The organism is Wolbachia endosymbiont (group A) of Cephus spinipes (assembly GCF_964026895.1).
Taxonomy (GTDB): domain Bacteria; phylum Pseudomonadota; class Alphaproteobacteria; order Rickettsiales; family Anaplasmataceae; genus Wolbachia; species Wolbachia pipientis.
Genome location: NZ_OZ034713.1, coordinates 847591 through 866757 on the forward strand (window position 1 = coordinate 847591; position 19167 = coordinate 866757).

14 protein-coding genes are annotated in these 19167 nt (G+C 35.4%); 6 read left to right on the forward strand and 8 right to left on the reverse strand.

The features are described from left to right. The first annotated feature begins 2 nt into the window (after window positions 1-2). Both AAGD59_RS04015 and AAGD59_RS04020 read left to right on the forward strand, forming a co-directional pair. Entirely contained in the window at window positions 3-1592 is a 1590-nt protein-coding gene (locus tag AAGD59_RS04015) for a glycosyltransferase family 2 protein (RefSeq protein ID WP_141457162.1), read from the forward strand. Beyond that, the gene (locus tag AAGD59_RS04020) at window positions 1574-2602 is read left to right on the forward strand and encodes a COX15/CtaA family protein (RefSeq protein WP_174516784.1); all 1029 of its coding nucleotides are present in this window, start codon (window positions 1574-1576) and stop codon (window positions 2600-2602) included. Before AAGD59_RS04015 ends, AAGD59_RS04020 begins: the two co-directional genes overlap by 19 nt. Here the strand turns inward: AAGD59_RS04020 and AAGD59_RS04025 are convergent. Both AAGD59_RS04025 and AAGD59_RS04030 read right to left on the reverse strand, forming a co-directional pair. Then, window positions 2551-4626, reverse strand: coding sequence for an acetyl-CoA carboxylase biotin carboxylase subunit (locus AAGD59_RS04025; protein ID WP_015589032.1), 2076 nt, complete (start codon window positions 4624-4626; stop codon window positions 2551-2553). The two genes, AAGD59_RS04020 and AAGD59_RS04025, sit on opposite strands and share 52 nt — an antisense overlap. Before the next feature lie 72 nt (window positions 4627-4698). Next, complete coding sequence (locus tag AAGD59_RS04030) at window positions 4699-5454, reverse strand: ankyrin repeat domain-containing protein (protein WP_265027757.1); 756 nt, start codon at window positions 5452-5454, stop codon at window positions 4699-4701. A 149-nt stretch (window positions 5455-5603) separates the two neighbouring features. Here AAGD59_RS04030 and gltX point away from each other — a divergent pair, with 149 nt between their 5' ends. After that, window positions 5604-7025: a glutamate--tRNA ligase gene (gene gltX / locus AAGD59_RS04035; protein ID WP_141457167.1), complete on the forward strand. Its 1422-nt coding sequence runs from the start codon at window positions 5604-5606 to the stop codon at window positions 7023-7025. 519 nt (window positions 7026-7544) lie between these two features. Here the strand turns inward: gltX and AAGD59_RS04040 are convergent. Beyond that, window positions 7545-7733 carry a hypothetical protein gene (locus tag AAGD59_RS04040; protein WP_197907315.1) on the reverse strand — a complete coding sequence of 63 codons (189 nt, stop codon included), beginning with the start codon at window positions 7731-7733 and terminating at the stop codon, window positions 7545-7547. Window positions 7734-7922: 189 nt separating this feature from the next. Here AAGD59_RS04040 and sdhA point away from each other — a divergent pair, with 189 nt between their 5' ends. Continuing rightward, the gene (sdhA, locus tag AAGD59_RS04045; protein WP_015588990.1) at window positions 7923-9722 is read left to right on the forward strand and encodes a succinate dehydrogenase flavoprotein subunit; all 1800 of its coding nucleotides are present in this window, start codon (window positions 7923-7925) and stop codon (window positions 9720-9722) included. On the opposite strand, the gene AAGD59_RS04050 is transcribed toward sdhA, so the two are convergent. The 4 genes from AAGD59_RS04050 to AAGD59_RS04065 all read right to left on the reverse strand — a co-directional run bounded on the left by AAGD59_RS04050 (window position 9723) and on the right by AAGD59_RS04065 (window position 16205). Continuing rightward, window positions 9723-12329 carry an ankyrin repeat domain-containing protein gene (locus tag AAGD59_RS04050; RefSeq protein ID WP_265027758.1) on the reverse strand — a complete coding sequence of 869 codons (2607 nt, stop codon included), beginning with the start codon at window positions 12327-12329 and terminating at the stop codon, window positions 9723-9725. Window positions 12330-12615: 286 nt separating this feature from the next. After that, window positions 12616-13221, reverse strand: a complete 606-nt coding sequence (gene gmk, locus AAGD59_RS04055; RefSeq protein WP_015588988.1) for a guanylate kinase — start codon at window positions 13219-13221, stop codon at window positions 12616-12618. After that, window positions 13205-15010: a pentapeptide repeat-containing protein gene (locus AAGD59_RS04060; protein WP_015588987.1), complete on the reverse strand. Its 1806-nt coding sequence runs from the start codon at window positions 15008-15010 to the stop codon at window positions 13205-13207. The genes gmk and AAGD59_RS04060 overlap by 17 nt, the downstream gene beginning before the upstream one ends. After that, the gene (locus tag AAGD59_RS04065) at window positions 15003-16205 is read right to left on the reverse strand and encodes an ankyrin repeat domain-containing protein (protein WP_015588986.1); all 1203 of its coding nucleotides are present in this window, start codon (window positions 16203-16205) and stop codon (window positions 15003-15005) included. Before AAGD59_RS04065 ends, AAGD59_RS04060 begins: the two co-directional genes overlap by 8 nt. Window positions 16206-16337: 132 nt before the next feature. Between AAGD59_RS04065 and AAGD59_RS04070 the strand changes: the two genes are divergently transcribed. Beyond that, window positions 16338-16721 (forward strand): hypothetical protein, encoded by a 384-nt coding sequence (locus tag AAGD59_RS04070; RefSeq protein WP_174516765.1) that lies wholly within the window; start codon window positions 16338-16340, stop codon window positions 16719-16721. Between the two features lie 229 nt (window positions 16722-16950). Here the strand turns inward: AAGD59_RS04070 and ychF are convergent, their stop codons facing one another. Next, window positions 16951-18045, reverse strand: a complete 1095-nt coding sequence (gene ychF, locus AAGD59_RS04080) for a redox-regulated ATPase YchF (protein WP_015588985.1) — start codon at window positions 18043-18045, stop codon at window positions 16951-16953. 118 nt (window positions 18046-18163) lie between these two features. On the opposite strand from ychF, the gene AAGD59_RS04085 reads away from it, so the two are divergent. Next, window positions 18164-19156, forward strand: coding sequence for a hypothetical protein (locus AAGD59_RS04085; RefSeq protein ID WP_015588984.1), 993 nt, complete (start codon window positions 18164-18166; stop codon window positions 19154-19156). Window positions 19157-19167 lie beyond the last annotated feature (11 nt).

Consider the following 19167-nt stretch of genomic DNA (forward strand, 5'->3'; position numbering starts at 1 on the left):
TAATGCCTATACTTCAAGCTGATAATGTAGAAAAAATTAAGTTTGATTCTAGTTTATGCAAAGAGCAAGAGAAACTTTTTTACTATAAATTTAATATAATTCCTTGGCAAAAATTAAATGATACTACTTTTTTTATGGTTGAAGACACAAGTCTAGATATCACCCGTTGGGTCGAAACTCATTACGGTATTGACTATGTATTAATAAAAGTGGATAGCGAACAGATTTTAAATCTTCTTAACTCGCACTTTGGTATTTCAGAATTTGCAAGCAACTACTTATATTACAAGAATCCTAATTTTTCAGCCAAAAGCATTAAACTAAGCTCAATATTTTTTGCTTCTTTCTTTATTGTAACTTCAATTTTAACACTCACAGAGAAATGTACATATTTTGCTTTGATGTTGATATTTATAATCGGATGTTCTAGTTATTTATTCAAGTTTATAGCTACAGTTTTTAGCTTATGTGAAATCTCTAATCAAAAAGTGGATTATAGTAAGTTGAATGAACCTATATATACTATTTTACTGCCTGTATTTGAAGAAAGTGCAGTAATAGGGCAATTAATTGAAAGCGTTAAAAGTTTGGATTATCCAAAGTCGAAATTAGATGTAAAGCTTCTGGTAGAAAGTGATGACCAGGAAACGCTAGCAGCTATAGAAAAGTACACTTTACCACAGTATTTTGAAGTAATAAAAGTGCCTCATTCTTTGCCTAGAACAAAAGCCAAGTCATGCAATTATGCTATGAGCTTTGCTAGAGGAAAGTATGCAGTAATATATGATGCGGACGATAAACCAGACCCATTGCAGTTAAAAAAAGCACTGATTGAATTTAATAAGGGCGACGATAAGCTTGCCTGTGTACAGGCGAAATTAAATTACTATAATTGTGATTATAATTTTCTCACAAAATCCTTTTCTCTGGAGTATATGAACTGGTTTCAATACTTATTGCCTGGATTCCAAAAAATGAACATGCCGATGCCTTTGGGTGGTAGCAGTAATCATTTTTCAGTAAAAATTCTAAAAAAAGTGTTTTTCTGGGATGCTTATAGTGTTACCGAAGATGCTGACCTCGGTTTGAGACTTGCGCAAATGGGATATAAAACCAGGATGATTGACTCAGAAACATTGGAAGAGTCACCAATTGCTGTATTTGCTTGGATTAAGCAAAGAGCGCGCTGGATCAAAGGCTATATGCAAACTTATATTGTTCATTTAAAAAATATAAAGTCACTTTATAAACACACTGGATTTAAGGGAATTTTGCTATTGAATCTTTTTGTTGGCTCTGCAGCTTTTATATTTTTTACTACTCCATTTTTACTGCTTTCATTGATATTAACTAAAGTTTTAAATGAATTATTTTTGTACTACTTTGTAGTGGTATACGTTACTAACCTGATTCTTTTGGTAATAGCTGTCAAACAGCAAAAGATGCCTTTTTATTTTTATATAGTATCGATATTTTTTCCGGTCTATAGTCTGCTACATAGTGTTGCAGCTTTTCTTGCCTTGTGGGAGTTTATTCTTTACCCTGAGCGATGGAACAAAACTAAACATGGTTTATGGAAGCAAAACCTGTAGCCATTTGGCTTTTTCTCTGCTGTATTATGGTAATTCTTATGGTAGGAATTGGTGGATTTACCAGACTTACAAGAGCGGGATTGTCAATCACGGAGTGGAAACCTATTACTGGAACATTACCACCACTGAGTAAACAAGACTGGCTACAAGAAAAATTAAAATACGAAGCTACACCTGAATATAAAGCACTTAACTATGGTATTAGTATGGAGGAGTTTCGCGCTATATACTTAATAGAATATGTACACAGATTGGTGGCAAGACTAACAGGTTTAGTTTTTGTCCTGCCATTTATATATTTTACATTAAGAAGAAAAATATCTAAAAAGGTAGTAATAAAGCTATTTGTGGCATTATTATTTGGAGCTTTACAAGCTTTTGCTGGTTGGTATATGGTTAAAAGTGGTTTAGTAACTGAACCTCATGTTAGCCACTATAGGCTTGCACTTCACTTATTATTAGCATTAATTATCTTTGCATTATTGTCATATCAATTTTTTGATTATCAGATAAGGCCACAACAAACAAAACTTAAGGTTAGTGGTAACACTATATACTACGCAAGGATGATTTTGGTCCTAATTGTAATACAAATAATTTTCGGCGCATTTGTTGCGGGATTAAATGCTGGTTTGATTTACAATACCTTTCCACTAATGGACGGACAAGTCGTTCCAGAAGATTTATTTTTCTTACAGCCTATATGGCTGAATATCTTTGAGAACAGAGCGACAGTGCAATTTATACATCGAGCACTGGCATTGCTAATACTAACTTTGGTAGTAATACTCACAGTAAAAAATGCTAGCGTAAAACCGGTATATATTATGCTGCTCTCCATCATCATTCAGATAATTTTAGGAGTGGTTACTCTTTTGTTACACATACCAATAGCCATTGCCATAGCTCATCAAGTGTTTTCATTTATCTTGTTTGGGTCAAGTTTGTACTTCTTGTGTTATTTAAGAAAGCAGACTACATCACCAATCTGCACATTTTTTCCTTCTTGAACGGGAATATTTTTTATCACCATTGCTGCTTCAGCACATATGATATTTTCCATTTTCATTGCCTCCACCACAAATAAAGGTTGTCCTATTTCCACCTGATCTCCTACATTTACGTGCAACTTAACTAATAAGCCAGATATTGGGGATTTTACAGCATCTGCTGAAATCCCTTCTGTTTCATTATTTAGCATTAACCTACTTAATTCAGCTACATGAGGCTTAAATATACAACACTCAGCTTTCATGCCTGCATGTCTTATGAAGTACTTGCTGCCTTGTCTTTCTATTTTAAGTGCTATATTGGTATCGTCATTAATTGTGATATATAGCAATCTATAACTTGATTTCCACTTGCCTATAACGGAGTATTTATTGTGATTATATACCGTTATTAATATATTATCTTGGTATTTTGCATTTACGGAGTACTCATTGTCATTTATATTCACTATGAATAAATCTCTTGCACGGTCACCTGCCATCCGAGTAGCTGATACTGGTGCCCCTTCTTTTTTACTAGATTCCAGTGTCACGCACTGGAATGACACCTGAGATGTTTCATTCACTGCTTTATGATGGTACCTTTCTTCATTTTCCAAATGAACATATAACGCAGTGAAAATAAATATTTTAATATACTCCTCTGTAACAAAATCGCCGTGAAACCCACTAGGGTAATGATCTGGAATGAATCTCGTATGGAGCTTTGCTGCGATAAAATTTGGGTGATGGAAGATGGATTCTAGAAATTCTATATTATTTGTTACTCCTTCTATATAGCATTCAGACAATGCTTTTTGCATTCTGCTGATCGCTTCTACTCTATCTTTTCCATATGTTATCACTTTGGCAATCATCGAATCATAGAACATGCTAATTTCTGAACCTGCAGCAACTCCATCATCTATTCTTACATAATCATTTTCACCCGGTTTATCGTAATATTTTATTCTTCCGCTGGAAGGGAAAAATTTCTTCGATGGGTCTTCAGCGCAAATTCTACTTTCTATTGCAGAACCAGTAAGTTTAATATCATCCTGATTGAATCTCAATTTCTCTCCACAGGAAGTTCTAATCATTTCTTCTACTATGTCTATTCCAGTTATAAATTCTGTTACTGGATGCTCAACTTGCAATCTCGTATTTACCTCAAGAAAATAGAAGTTTTGGTCTTTATCTACAACAAACTCAACAGTGCCTGCTGAAAAATAGCCAACTTGCTTTGCCAGAGAAACACATTGAACATACATTTTTTGTCTTACTTCTTCACTAATGAATGGACTTGGCGTTTCTTCTATTATTTTCTGATTATTCCTTTGTATCGAGCATTCTCTTTCTCCAAGACAAACTATATTGCCATATTTATCTGCTATGATTTGTATTTCAATATGTCTTGGCAACTCTATATATTTCTCTATAAAGATACTGCCATCCTTAAAACTTTTCTCTGCTTCATTTGTGGCTGATGTAAATGCTAGTTCAATTTCTTTTTTGGAGTTTACAATTCGCATTCCTTTGCCACCACCGCCTGATGCAGCTTTAAGCATAACCGGAAAGCCAATTTCTTCAGCAACTTGAGCTGCGTGGGCAGCGTCGCTAATCTTACCCATATATCCTGGCACTACATTCACTCCAGCTTTTTTTGCCGCTTCTTTTGCTGTTATTTTGTTGGCTGTAACTTCTATTGTTTCTGCACTGGGGCCGATGAAGTCTATATTGTGTTTTTGCAAAGCACGTGGAAAATCTGGATTTTCTGCTAAAAAACCATAGCCAGGATGAACTGCCTGCGCACCTGTTTCAACTGCTACTTCACATATTTTTTCAATGTTTAAATAACTGAGGCAAGATGGCGAAGGGCCGATATATCTTGACTCATCTGCTTGTCTTACATGCACAGAATTTACATCTGCATCCGAGTATATGCACACACAAGATATACCCATCTTATGGGCAGTTCTGATAATCCTGCAGGCAATCTCTCCTCTATTTGCTATTAAAATCTTACTGTACTTCTTTTCTATCATCGTATGAGTATACTTCCTGAAGTTAAGAAAGTAAATTTCTATATCATTGCCTGCAAGTAATTTCTAGCTTCATCAAACACCCAAACTTTCTCCTGCAAGTTGTACATTAGCATTTTCCACTAAAGTGCTTTCGTTATGCAAGGCATGTATCTCGCTACATGCTTTAACTGACAGGTATGTGACTCCGCCAGAAGCTATTGCAACCATCGAGCTTAGTGCAAAAGATTGAGAAACTAAAAATAAAAAGTATAAAGACAAACATAAAGCAGCGATACATGCTATCGCTCCTATTATATATAAGCACAGGTGAAACTTCTGGTTACATATAAAGCTGTCTTTTATGCCTGCGATTTGCTTAATTTCTTTCTGTTGTGCAGCATTTAAGTAATAAAAAGGAGTTTCCCTCTTCTTATTAAAAGCATAGTCTTTACTGCAGAGCGCATCTTTAATATATTTTTTATTACATTTGAGTTCCTCTTTCAATCTGCTTACTTCTTTCCGATCTCCAGCTTCTTCTGCTTTCGTAATTTTGTTATCAGCTTCCGTCTCTAAGTCATTCACAATCTCTTGTACTGCAGGCAGCAAAATTCCACTTCTTGCTGCTTCATGAAATGGATTATCTCCATATTCATTATGCGCAGTTACAGAAGCAATGTTCTTCTTACAAATGTCTACAAATTTACCTTTGTTTTGTATTCTTGCAGCTAAATGCAGGAGATTATCTGCCTGTACTCTTTGTTTTGTTTTATCAAAAGGGCCGGTGTAACGCCAATTGATATTAGCTTCATTATCTGAAAGCAATTTTGCTATATCTACAAGTCCATCCATAACTCACCTCGCTATATTCAACCAGTACTAAATTATACAACACAATTTATGAAAAACAAGTAAATTTTATCTCTCAGAACAAATAAATTCTAAATTGTTACAAACATAAATTTTAGCTATCATCATTTATATTACTGTAATAGACAAATATGCCAGACGTAGTCACTAGATTTGCTCCATCACCAACAGGATTTTTGCACATTGGAGGAGCTCGTACTGCTTTATTCAATTGGCTCTATGCAAAGCATCATGGTGGCAGGTTTTTGCTGAGAATTGAAGACACCGACAGAAAACGTTCAACGAAAGAAGCAATTGATGTAATTATAGAAGGGCTAAGATGGCTCGGTGTGAGCTATGATGGGGAAATAGTATATCAGTCAAAAAGAATAGAGCGGCATAAAGAAGTAGCAAACCTTTTAGTTGAGAAGGGTAGGGCGTATCACTGTTATTGCCCTGAGGATGAAGTTGCAGAAAAGAAAATAAAAGCAAGAGAAGAGAGCAAGATATACAAGCATAAATGTACTACAAAACCTCCTTCTTGTCATCCAAGTAGCCGACACTGGAAAAATATGTGGTCACGCGCTGGAATGACATCGGGTGTGAGGTCAGTTGTCCGCTTTAAAGTGCCAGATTCGCAAGAGATCGTTATTGATGATAAAATATACGGCCAAATCAAAGTAAATAGCAACCAGCTTGATGATATAGTGATCTTACGCTCTGACAACACTCCAACATATATTTTTGCTGTCGTAATTGACGATCATGATGCTGGAATAACTGATATAATACGCGGTTCTGACCATCTCACTAATACCTTTAAACATCTGCTAATATACCAGGCTCTTGATTTTGACATTCCACGCTTTGCACATGTGCCGCTTATCCATGGGGAAGATGGGAATAAGCTATCCAAAAGGCATGGTGCCACAAGCGTTTGCGATTATGAAAAGATGGGAATATTGCCAAAAGCGATGCGTAATTACTTGCTGAGACTTGGCTGGAGTCACGGCAACGATGAGATTATTAGCGATGAGCAAGCAATAGAGTGGTTTAATTTAGAAAGTATTGGTCGTTCACCTGCACGGCTCGATTTCAAAAAACTGGAGCATTTGAATAACCACTATATTAGTAATATGAGCAATGAAGATATTCTGACTCTAATGCTTAGAGAAAATACTCTAACTGACAAAAAAAAGGGCTATTTACTGCAGGGACTGACAGAGCTAAAAAAAAGAGCAAACTACCTGACCGAATTATTGGATTTAGCAAAATTTTATATTCAAGATCCGCCACTTGATTTAAGTGAAGAGGCTGAGCAAATTGTCAAATCTAACCTCAATATAATTAAGTTACTCGCGTCATTTCTGTCAAAGATCGGTGATGAAAATTGGAATAAGGGTTTTTTATCTTCTCAGATCAAGGAATGTGCAAAATTGCACGATATGAAAATAAGCGATGTATACCACTCATTACGCGCCCCTATAACTGGAGTAATGGATGCACCTGGAATCATTGATATCATGGTGATTCTTGGTAAAGATGAGTGTATAAGAAGGTTACAAGCAATTTAAATGAAATAAGAAAATTACTTGACATCCTTCGCCAGCCCCTTTATCATGACAGTGAAGCTATTGTATTTGCTTTCGCCAATCTGCAGATTAAAAGGTAAGGATTACTTAATGTATCGGCGTCTTATGTTTAATTTTTTGCAGTATATAGATACTGTATGTCTTTACAAAACTTCATCTACATCTAGATTTTTATCTAAATAAGCTGAACGCGCTTACAAAGCGTTACAAGACATCAAAAAATGCCAATACTCGACAAAGATAGTAAAAGACTAGCTAACTCGGGGATTCTTTGTCTTTTTTTCTGCTTGGTAAATTTCTTAAACATTTGCAGCGTAGGTTAGTTGCAATTAAAAGCAGCTGAATTTCGCTTGTCAAGCGTTTAAAACATAAAAAACGCCAATATTTTAAAGCGGATAATAACCACGGGGCTTCTTTTGCCTTTTTTTTCGTTTGGTAAATTTCTTAATGTTTATAGCTAAAAGAGCCCAAGAGAGGTGTCATTCCAGTGCCCCTGTGATGTCATTCCAGTGCTTGACACTGGAATCCAGTTTTCCATATAATCTCATCGAAAACGTTGTAACCACTTTCTATGCTAGTTTGCTTGTTTACAAGCAAACTTTCCTGGATCCCAGTGTCTGGGCAATGGGATGACACCATTCTTTTTCCTGGATTCCAAACTGGGATGACAGCTAGCCTGATAACCGTCATCCCGCTGCTTGTTAGCGGGATCTATGTTAAGGTATGACGGTTAAGTAAGGGATCTATGTTAAGAGATACCGCGGCGGTATGACGGTTCGTGGCGGTATGACGGTTCGCGGTGGTATAGCTATAGAAAACTTGTATAGATTTTTTCTACTTCTGTGATATCATAAGCCTGTAATGATAAAATAAGTAAATATGGATAAGTCAGCGTATGAGATCATAGAACATGAGTATGACGTGGTAGTAGTAGGTGCAGGTGGAGCAGGGCTCAGAGCAACGCTTGGGATGGCTGCAACTAATTTTTCAGTTGCCTGCATTTCTAAAATTTTCCCTACACGAAGTCATACAGTTGCAGCACAAGGCGGAATTAGTGCAGCTTTAGGTAATATCGGTGAAGACGATTGGCGCTGGCATGCATATGACACAATAAAAGGTTCAGACTGGCTTGGTGATCAAGATGCAATAGAATATATGTGTAAAAACGCTGCTAAAGCTGTTATTGAACTTGAAAATTTTGGCGTACCTTTTTCTCGTACAGAAGATGGCAAAATATACCAGCGTTCCTTTGGTGGAATGACAACTCACTTTGGTAAAGGAAAATCAGCGCAGCGCACTTGTGCGGCAGCAGATAAGACTGGGCACGCAATCCTTCACACTCTATATCAGCAGTGTCTTAAATTCAACGCTGAATTTTTTGTTGAATACTTTGTGATTGATTTAATTATGGATAGCGAAACATGCTGCGGAGTTCTTGCTTGGTCGCTATGCGACGGCACATTACATAGATTTCGTGCGCATAGAGTGGTGTTAGCAACAGGTGGATATGGACGTGTTTATTTCTCTGCAACAAGTGCGCATACCTGCACAGGTGATGGTAATGGCATGGTAGTAAGGGCTGGATTACCACTTGAAGATATGGAATTTGTACAATTTCATCCAACAGGAATATATGGCTCAGGGTGCCTGATGACAGAAGGATGCCGTGGTGAAGGGGGGTACCTCGTTAATTCTCAGGGCGAAAAGTTTATGGAACGTTACGCACCAAAAGCAAAAGATTTAGCTTCTCGTGATGTGGTAAGTCGCGCAATAACAATTGAAATTAGAGAGGGAAGGGGAGTTGGACCGAAAAAAGATTACATGTATTTAACTATAGCACATCTTGATCCGGAAGTAATAAAACTCAGATTGCCGGGCATTAGCGAAACCGCAAGAACTTTTGCTGGAGTTGATGTCACTAAAGATCCAATACCGGTCATTCCGACTGTTCACTATAACATGGGTGGCATTCCAACTAATTATTATGGAGAAGTGATCACGCTGAAGCAAGGTAAGGAAGAAGTGGTAGATGGACTATTTGCAATTGGAGAAGCTGCGTGTGTCTCTGTGCACGGTGCAAATCGACTTGGTTCTAACTCGCTTCTTGATCTTGTGGTTTTTGGCAGAGCTGCAGCGCTCAGAGCAAGAGAGAAACTAAAATCCGGTACACCACATAAAAAATTGCATTCAGACTGCACAGACTGGATAGTAGATAGATTTAATAAAATGCGATTTGCCTCCGGTGGGCTAAAAGTAGCAAAAATACGCAGCGAAATGCAGAACACTATGCAAAAGTACGCATCAGTGTTCCGTGTTGCTGAAGTTTTAGAAGAAGGCAAAAAAGCTATAAAAAAGGTAGCAAAAATGATGCCTGATATTTCACTTGAGGATCGCAGTATGATGTGGAATAGTGATTTAGTTGAAGCACTGGAGCTTGCTAACATGATCCCACAAGCGGTTATTACCATGGAATGCGCAGCTAATCGCGAGGAAAGCAGAGGTGCCCATGCTCGTGAAGACTTTCCTGAACGTGATGACAAAAACTGGATGAAGCACACTATAGCGTGGCTTGAAGAAAAGAAAGGGCAAATTAACGTAAAAATTGATTATAAAAAAGTGGCTGAAAAAACTCTGAGCGGTGAGATTGATTTCATAGCGCCAGAGAAGAGGGTTTACTAGTTACACTATCCCTACACAATTTTTCAACGAGTTTATTGATATGGCACTCATTTTAGTGTCTGGAGGACTCTCAGTATGCTCTGATTGATTTGATGATTTTTGCACCTCTTGCTCTTCTAAATCGTTGGACTTATTTTCTATATCTTTAACAGAGTTATTGCATTGTGTATCATTTTTTGGTGCGTTATCTTGAAGTGTAAGTTGCTTTTCTTCAGTAAACTTTCCTTTAATTTTTCCAAATCCTTCATAAATATTTTCTAAATTCAAGTAAATAAGATAACAAACTCCAATAACTGCTATAATAGATGAGGCAGTTGCAATTGTAATAATTCCTTGAGAAGCACTGAATATTGCTGCACAGGCTAAAGCAGCAAATACAAGCGTTGTCACTGCTTTACAAGCAACATTATTGATGTACTTCACAATATCGCGTGCTTTTAACTTCCTGCCAAAGTTGCACTTCAGTTCAGTTCTCATATCATCTGGAATAAGCGCTCTACCCATTGATTTCTCTATTCCTTTTATAGTTTTATAATACTCTTTGCTCCATAATCTTTCGGGTAGTATTAACTGCTTTGGGTCAACACCATTTTGCAATAATTTTACACAGAACTTGATCGTGTTATCACGGCTCTTAGGATTGACCAAATTATGTTTATCTTTTGTCGTCTTAGTAATTAGCGCTACTTGTAGTGGTGTGCGTTCTTTTTCGTTAGCGGCGTTTGCAGCTTTACTAAATTTCTCTTTTTCCACCGAATTTAAAATCAACTCTAAACATGTAACTTTTTGTTCTCCTTTGAATGAAGCAATATAGTGCAGAGCATTTTTTCCATCTTTATCTTGCACAGTAATATCTGCACCATTTTGTAGAAATAACTCTAAGGTTTTATACCTGCCAGTATCCTTAAATTCTTTTTTTACTACATTTTTTACTACATTTTTTATTTTATTTTTCAATGAAGGCTCTTTACTCTTTTCTTGTATGCGCTGGAGTACCTGATGGAGCGGTGTTTGCCCTTCCTTGTTAGTAGTATTTACAGCATCATCTTTATTTGAAATCAACTCTAAACATGTAACTTTTTGTTCTCCTTTGAATGAAGCAATATAGTGCAGAGCATTTTTTCCATCTTTATCTTGCACAGTAATATCTGCACCATTTTGTAGAAATAACTCTAAGGTTTTATACCTGCCAGTATCCTTAAATTCTTTTTTTACTACATTTTTTACTACATTTTTTATTTTATTTTTCAATGAAGGCTCTTTACTCTTTTCTTGTATGCGCTGGAGTATCTGATGGAGCGGTGTTTGCCCTTCTTTTTTATCATTTACAGCTTTTATAAATTGTTCTTTTTGGCCTGTTTCTAGCAATATATTGAGAAGTTTAAGTTTTTGTTTTGTTTCAGGTTTAACAATCAAGTGTAAAGCATTGTTACCATCTGTGTCTTTAAGGCTAATATCCGCACCTTTTTCCAATAGTTCTTTAAAAAGTTTTTTATCACTATTTTTAATTACTGGATGTAATAGATAATTATCATTACTATCTGGAGTATTTATGGTATGTGGTATAATTTCTTTAATTTTTGCTTCTGTATTGATTCTTATTTCTGGCTTTAATTTAGATTTCTTTCCTTGCTCTGCTAATTTTTCTAAGAAATTACGGTAGTATGTCTTTTGCTCCTCTTTTAAGTTTTGTAATTCTTCTGTAGATAATTCTAAATTATCAGAGCTGGCTCCATGCTCTAACAATTTTGTAAGAAACTTAAGTGTGTTATCGTTACTTCGAATTGTATTAGACTCATGTTTTTCTTTTGTTACCTTGTTAATTAGTGCTACCTGAAAAGGGGTCTGATTTTCACTATTAATGAGTTGTGCTAGATCTTCCTTGGTGACCGTTTTTATTAGGGTACCCAGAAACTTGCATTTCTGTTTCTTTTCCAACGACGCAATGAGGTGTAAAATATTTTTCCCTTCTTCAGCTTTTATGCTGCTAATATCCGTACAATCTTTTAGATATTTTTTTAATTTCCTGTTATTTCCATTTTTGATCGCTTTTAGTAATTGAACATTATTATGCGTTGTTCCGTTGCTTTTCTCTACTTCTTGATCTTCATTTGCTGTATTAGGGTTACTGATTGAATGTTTCTCATAATCATCACCAGCATCGCTACTGTAGTCACTTTCAATTCCACTGTCCCTACGATCATTTTGGTTACAATATTTGCTATTATAAGTAATTTCTGAAATTGCTTGCTTTACTCGCTCTTTTGTTTCATTTGATATTTTTTTCGATCGTTCTATTGCTTTATCTAGCACTGGAAGGAAGCATTGGACATAATACCTATAATATTTTTCTTGTTCTCTAAGTGATTCTTCTAATTTAGTTAATACTTCAGGACTAGCATCTTTCTCAAATAACCTTTTACACTTCTTGAGGGTTCCATCTTGACCTCTTGGTTTTTCACGCTTGTGTTCTTCTTTTTTTACCTTTCTCTTTATAATGCCATACAATTGCTCGTCTTTTCTATCCTGCTCTTGCTTTTTATTTTTATCTATGCATTCACCTAATTTATCTGCATTAGTAGTTAGTGCAGTTATATCTATACCCATACTAAAACCTCAATATTAAAAGCTATTTAAGTTGTCAGCACTAAACTAACAACCAAGAAGTTTGACTTTTAAATTGAGCTAAACGTTGTATATGTATAGGTGGAAAGGCAGAAAACTAGTTTCTATTAGAAAATCTGTTATCATAGTCAAATCCTCACTTGAACAGTTGCTACTATTTTAACCATTTAATCTTAAAAAATAATAAATATAGCTAAACTGCGAAACGTGCTACTGGCTAAAATAGGATAAGAAACTATAGCTGCAAATATCCAAATTGATGTTTTTATCAGTCTTCCAGACTTGGTTTTTCTTTTAGTTTTTTAAGTCTTTCTTTATTTAGTATGGAGCTTATCTCTTCTACACTTTTATCAATATCATCATTGATTATTACATAATCATATTTATCACGTTTGCTTATCTCTTTTTGAGCTTCGGCTAATCTGCGCTCTATTTCGCTTGCATCATCACTATTACGCTTTTGCAAACGCAACCTAAGCTCTTCCATTGAAGGGGGAAGTATAAAAACACTTACAACTTTTTTTCTCATGAGCTTGAATAAGTGAAATGCTCCTTGCCAGTCTATGCTGAGTAAAACGCTTATTCCATTGCTTAAGTTTTGCTCTATAAAATTTCTTGGTATACCATAAAAATTCTCAAAAACTTTGGCGTATTCAAGCATTTGGCCAGCTTTGCATAACTCGTGAAATTTTTCTTCGGTAACGAAAAAATAGTCTTTTCCATTTATTTCGCCGGGGCGAGGCTTGCGTGTAGTCATAGAAACAGACCTAACTAAATTAGTTGATTGCTCAAGTAATTTTGCTGATATAGTAGTTTTTCCAGCTCCAGAAGGGGAGGATAGAACCAATAATACGCCCTCACTTTTTACGGTCATTTTTCTTTGCATTTTTTAACATGGTGCTTTTTGGATCAGAGTTTAAAAAGCTAGAACCTTCTAAATTAGAATTTGATAAGTTGGTGCCAATGAGAGAAGAGTTATCAAAGACAGTATAGCGCAAATCGGTCTTTTCAAAATTTGCCTTATTCAAATTAACGTTTACAAACTTTGCTCTACTCAATGTTGAATTAGAAAAATCGGCATTTTCTAAATTCATATCCTTAAATTCAAAGTAAGAATAATTTACATTAAATTTTTCACCCTGTGATATTTTCTCTTGCAAATCTTCAATTGAAGTTATAGCATTTTCTAAGCCTGCAAGTTTTTTCTGCCCTTGATTGTCAATCAAAATTGAATTATCAAACTTGCAACCTGTTAAATGAGAATTAGCAACTGAACTTTTATATATGCTTGAAGAGAGAAAAGACATATCACTAATTGTTGAATTACTCAAATTGCTAAGAAAAAAACTAGTTTTCCTAAAGGCATTAGCGTGAAGCAAAGAAGATCTGAAATCGCTTTCAATAAAATTTGAATTAGTTACTTTTAAATTAGACCAGCTCGAATTATCAGCTAATAAATTAAAGAATGTTGAATTTTCTATTTCACTGGAATCAATATTATGGCGAGAAAGCGTACTGTTATAAACTTGAGAGTCTTGGATTTTTATCTTATACATTGAAGTTGTAGAAAGGTCTGAATCTTCTATCTTTGCAGAGGTAAATAGTGAATGGTCAAAAAATGAGCCATTCATGTTAGAATTCGCAACTTTAGTATTATGAAACTTTCCATGACGAATGTCAGCATTAGAGACATTAACTTGATGCAGTTCACTAAAACTAAAATCAATATTGGATAAATCAGCATCCTGAAGATTTGTTTCAGAAACATATGCATGTTTTATCTTGGAACCATTTAGTATAGATTGAACAAAACTTGAATTATCGTCATTCACATAGGAAATTTGTGTGTTGCTTAAATTAGTTTCGTCGAAGTTACTGTTAATTATGATAGAAGAATTAAGGCAAGCATCGGAAAGATTGCTACCTGTAAAGTCTGATTCTTTTAACTCTGCACCATATATGTTAGCATTTTTTAATGAAGAAAATTGTATCTTTAATTTATATGCATCCACTCCAAAGAAACTTGCATTATCAAGGTTGTTTTTCTGCATAACGGTATCGTTTATTTCACTATCACTAAAATTTACGTGGCTAACATTCGAGTTTGATAAGTTGGAGAAATTCATTTTCACATTCGAGAAATTAGTATGCAAACCAATTACGTTGTGCATACTTACTTTTTTGAGATCGGAACTGATAAAATCAGCATAACTAACATTAGACTGATCAAATACGATATCTGTTAAGTTTGCAGAAACAAATTTTGTAAAACTCAAATTTGTACCTTTTATTTTAATGCCATGTAAATTAGCATTGGAAAAATTAGCACCACGTAAATCAACATCAATGAAAGACACATCGGATAAATCGGTGTTAGAAAAATCGGCACCAATCAGACTTACTCCATCAAAAACAGATTTACTTAGGTACAGTTGGTTAAAATTAGCTCCATTTAAGTTAGAACCAAAACCTTTCTTAAAATCTTCTGGCACGCCCTCTTTGTGGCACTGCACCAAAAATTCAGCAAAGTCTTTTTTACTGTAAGATACGTATTTTACATCATGCAGAGCGTTTAAAAAATCACTAATCTGATTTTTTTCATCATTTGTTTCGTTTCCATAACATAAATGACCAACTAAAATTAATATCAAAAATCTAATCATCTTGCTTATCACACTGCGACTCATTGTTTTCTTTCGTTTTCACAGCCCAATCGTACATTGCTGAGCTTTCTTTATTGTCTATTTTTCTATCCTCCAAAAGATGTGGCATCATTTCGGCAATCGCATTTATTATATTGATCTGCTTTTTTTCGATTGCTATATCAATTGGGGATTGAAAATTATTGTTAACTACTCTAAGATCAGCACCTTGTAATAAGAGAAAGCGCACTATGTCTACCTCACCTTGTTTAACTGAATAAATGAGAGGAGTATCACCCAATTTATTTCTAAACCTTAGTATCTCTTGAATTGTTAATCCAATTTTTTCTAGCTTACTTATTACTCCTCTTAAGCAAGTTAAGTTGTTCTTCTTAATGCAGTAAAAAAATTGCTTACTGTAATCATCAATAAACACAGTTGTAGGAAGATGCTCATTAAGGCTATCATATTGTCGTTTATATATTGACTTGCTTTGTATGTCTTTATGACCCCATTCTTTTATTGGTTCTCTGTTTAGCTTTGTCCATTTTTGTAAATTTTTCTTTTCACTTTCATCTTTTTTAGTTATAGGTTTTACTCTATTGCGGTCCTTGGAATTACTGTTTGTTTCTTTCACTTTTTTTTCTTCAGACTGATTCTCTACTTTTTCTTTTTTTCCCTCTAATAATTGACTCGCATCACTTTTTGAAAGTTCATTATCTTTTATATCAATCTTCTGATCAGCTTGTAGATTTTTTTGCGGGTCAGTTGTATTCTCATTTAAATCAGCACTTAAAGGCAAAGGCTCTGGTTTCAAATCTTTATTCACTTCTTTATTGGCCATATTTGGTAAATTTTGAGCAAATTTGTCTGTGCTTCCTTCTAGCTGGTCATTTGGCAAATCTTTATCAATCTTTTCACCCTCACTTATAGTTTTTTCAACCACGGAAGCTTTGTTCTCGTTGTGTTGCAGCTTCTCTTTATCGGTAGTGCCGTCTAATCTTTTGCTCTCAGCCTCTTGTGTTTGTTTAGCATCGACGTTGCTTTTCAACTCATCTTTTTGATTTGTACTGCTCAGTAAATCTTGCTTTCTTGCACCTACATTTTCGTTTTTATGAACTGACCCAATTTTCTTTTCTTCACGCTGCTCTATGGCAAACAGGCTCAGTGATCCAAATACAACAACTAATAGTATGAAATATAAAATATTTTTCATAAATGTTCAAAACATAAGCTTAATTAAAATGATACTATAATCAAATGATTAATCTACAGTAAAAAATGCCTTAGGATTTAATTTATAAAAAAATAATAGATTTTTTGTATCTGTTCAGGGGCATCGCAAATATTGAAGCAAAGTGGTCAGTGCTTACTGTACGAACATTGTGATTTGAGAGCAATCTCCGCTAGGGAGGATGTCATCCCAGTGCTCCTTTCTCGTCATCCCAGTGCCCAGACACTGAGATCCAGAAAAAAGAATGGTGTCATGCAAGTAGCCTCCTTCTCCTGTCATCCCAGTGCCCAGACTACTTGGATCCAGAAAAGTTTGCTTGTAAGCAAGCAAACTAGCATAGAAAGTGGTTACAACATTTTCGATGAGATTATATGGAAAACTGGATCCCAGTGTCTGGGCACTGGGATGACAAAGGAGGACGTTATTCCAGTGCCAAGCACTGACCATTTGCTGTGCAATTTACCTTCAAAAATGAATGTTCGTACAGCTATGGAATGAATCGCGGTATGACATAGGACTGCTGTCATTCCAGTCTGGAATTTAGTCTTTACTGGGGAGAAGAAACTATCCTTCTACAGTGTATCCGTTTAGGGGAGGTATCTGTTCAGATGCATGGCTAATGTACAAATATTGAAACAAAAATTCCAGTGCTCCCTTTCTTGTCATCCCAGTGCCCAGACACTGGGATCCAGAAAACTTAACTTTAAATAAGTGGCTGCATAATAAACTACACATTAAACCTAAAGTGCATTATATCACCATCTTGCACGATGTAATCTCTGCCTTCAAAGCGAATTTTTCCTGCGTCTTTGCAAGCTGATTCACTTCCATACTTTATGTAGTCTGCAAAGCTTATTGTCTCTGCTTTTATAAAGCCTTTCTCAAAATCAGTGTGGATTACACCTGCTGCTTTATCGGCTGTTGACCCTATTTTTACTGGCCATGCCCGTGCTTCTTTGGGGCCCACAGTAAAGAAAGTTATCATACTCAGCACTTCATACATAATACGCGCTACTCCATCAAGGCCTGATTCTTGTAAGCCAAATTCTGATAAAAAACTCTGTTTTTCCTCTTCACTATCAAGATTTGCAATATCTGCTTCGAGTTTTGCTGAAATGCAATAAAATTTGCTTTTATTTTCCTCTGCCATTCTCTCTACCTTTTTAGATAATTCATTGCCAGTTATAACATTTGTATCTTCAACATTGCAAACGTACATAACGGGCTTTGTTGTCAGCAATTGAAGCAACTTCATCTCATCTTCATTGATATTCTCCAAACTTCTTGCAGGTTTACCTAATTTTAAAGTAGCTAATACCTCTTGCATTAATTCAAGTTGTCTCTTTAGCTCTTTATCACCTTGCTTTGCTTTCTTTTCCAATTGAGGAAGCCTTTTTTCTATGCTATCAATATCAGCTAGGATTAATTCCATTTCTACCACTTCAGCATCTGATATTGGATCTATTTTACTGTGTACATGGCTGATATCGTCATCCGTAAAGCACCTGAGCAGATGAACGATAGCATCAACTTCTCTGATATGGCTTAAAAATTTATTGCCGAGCCCTTCACCTTTGCTCGCACCCTTTACCAGACCTGCAATATCTACAACTTCTAATTGATTATAAATTATCTTCTCTGAGCCTGCAATTGCTGCGATTTGTTTCAAACGCTGATCTTTTATCGAAATCTTGCCTATATTTGGCTCAATTGTGCAGAAAGGATAATTTGCAGCTTCGGCTGCACTTGACTCTGTAAGCGCATTAAATAAGGTTGATTTTCCTATGTTTGGTAACCCAACTATACCGCAGTTAAAGCTCATATTTGCTATTTAAAGTTATAACTATTGCATAATTTAAAAATTTCTGCTATACTTAATTAGTTTTTTATTAATAATTTTGTTGGTATAGTAACATATAGCTTAAATTAAGGTAAAAACTATGGCTGAACCTAGGAAACGGAAGCTACCAAGTGATTTTCATGATGTTGAGGTTGGAATAAAAAGGCCCAAGATCTCAGGGCAAATGAATGTACCTAGGAAACGGAAACTATCAAATGATTTTTACGATACTGGAAGTCCGAAAAGGTTCAAGAGCTCTGGACAAGAAATAACTCTTTTAAATAGTAATCCTTACCCTGACAATTTCCATGTAGGACAAGCAATTGGTAATGGAAGCTGCTTTTTTGACTCATTCAGACAAGGTCTAGAACAGCAGAAGGGGATAGAAGTTACTGTTGAGCAGTTACGAGAAGACTGTAAAGAATTTGCACAAAAGAATCCACCAAAGTGGTTTACAAATGCAATTGTCAATAGTCATGATAACAATGGCCAGCACCGTAGTGAAACTGTAGATGATTATACAGCAAACATTATGCGTAACGATAGGTGGGGTGATCCTGACGTTGAAGGCAGAATACTTTGTCAGAAGTATGATGTAAAATTGCATGTTATAGAGAACCAGACTGTTGATAACCAAGATTTGTTTTTGCATGAATTAATAGACAATTCAGGTTCAAAAAGTGCAGGTGAATACAATAAAGTTAATTATGACGACAGTAGTGTTTTGCATGTAATAAACAAAGGACATGCTCATTTTGAACCATTGCTTGATAGAAATAAAAGTTTAGCAAAACAAGAACAAGAAGATTTCCTATTAGCAAAAAAGCTTCAGTTAGATGAGATCTTAGAGTATTGTAACCTTTCAAAGGATATCTCTGAGAGAGCAGAGGTTGAGAAGAGATTTGATGAGTTATTGGCAGAAAATGCTGATGGAAAAATTGGTGATGTTGTAGGGCAGTGCGTTAGTGATATAAAGCAGCGCATAGAGCGCTCTGAAAAGCAAAACCCTTCAAGCTTACCAAGATGTAGTATGGAGGAATCAAGAACAGAAAAAATATTTCATCAACAACAAATATCACAATTGGAAGTGTAAAATAAATCTTC

Coding starts and splice junctions, on each gene's coding strand:
- AAGD59_RS04015 (WP_141457162.1), top strand. CDS start 3: ATGCCTATACTTCAAGCTGATAATGTAGAAAAAATTAAGTTTGATTCT.
- AAGD59_RS04020 (WP_174516784.1), top strand. CDS start 1,574: ATGGAAGCAAAACCTGTAGCCATTTGGCTTTTTCTCTGCTGTATTATG.
- AAGD59_RS04025 (WP_015589032.1), bottom strand. CDS start 4,626: ATGATAGAAAAGAAGTACAGTAAGATTTTAATAGCAAATAGAGGAGAG.
- AAGD59_RS04030 (WP_265027757.1), bottom strand. CDS start 5,454: ATGGATGGACTTGTAGATATAGCAAAATTGCTTTCAGATAATGAAGCT.
- gltX (WP_141457167.1), top strand. CDS start 5,604: ATGCCAGACGTAGTCACTAGATTTGCTCCATCACCAACAGGATTTTTG.
- AAGD59_RS04040 (WP_197907315.1), bottom strand. CDS start 7,733: ATGACGGTTATCAGGCTAGCTGTCATCCCAGTTTGGAATCCAGGAAAA.
- sdhA (WP_015588990.1), top strand. CDS start 7,923: ATGGATAAGTCAGCGTATGAGATCATAGAACATGAGTATGACGTGGTA.
- AAGD59_RS04050 (WP_265027758.1), bottom strand. CDS start 12,329: ATGGGTATAGATATAACTGCACTAACTACTAATGCAGATAAATTAGGT.
- gmk (WP_015588988.1), bottom strand. CDS start 13,221: ATGACCGTAAAAAGTGAGGGCGTATTATTGGTTCTATCCTCCCCTTCT.
- AAGD59_RS04060 (WP_015588987.1), bottom strand. CDS start 15,010: ATGATTAGATTTTTGATATTAATTTTAGTTGGTCATTTATGTTATGGA.
- AAGD59_RS04065 (WP_015588986.1), bottom strand. CDS start 16,205: ATGAAAAATATTTTATATTTCATACTATTAGTTGTTGTATTTGGATCA.
- ychF (WP_015588985.1), bottom strand. CDS start 18,045: ATGAGCTTTAACTGCGGTATAGTTGGGTTACCAAACATAGGAAAATCA.
- AAGD59_RS04085 (WP_015588984.1), top strand. CDS start 18,164: ATGGCTGAACCTAGGAAACGGAAGCTACCAAGTGATTTTCATGATGTT.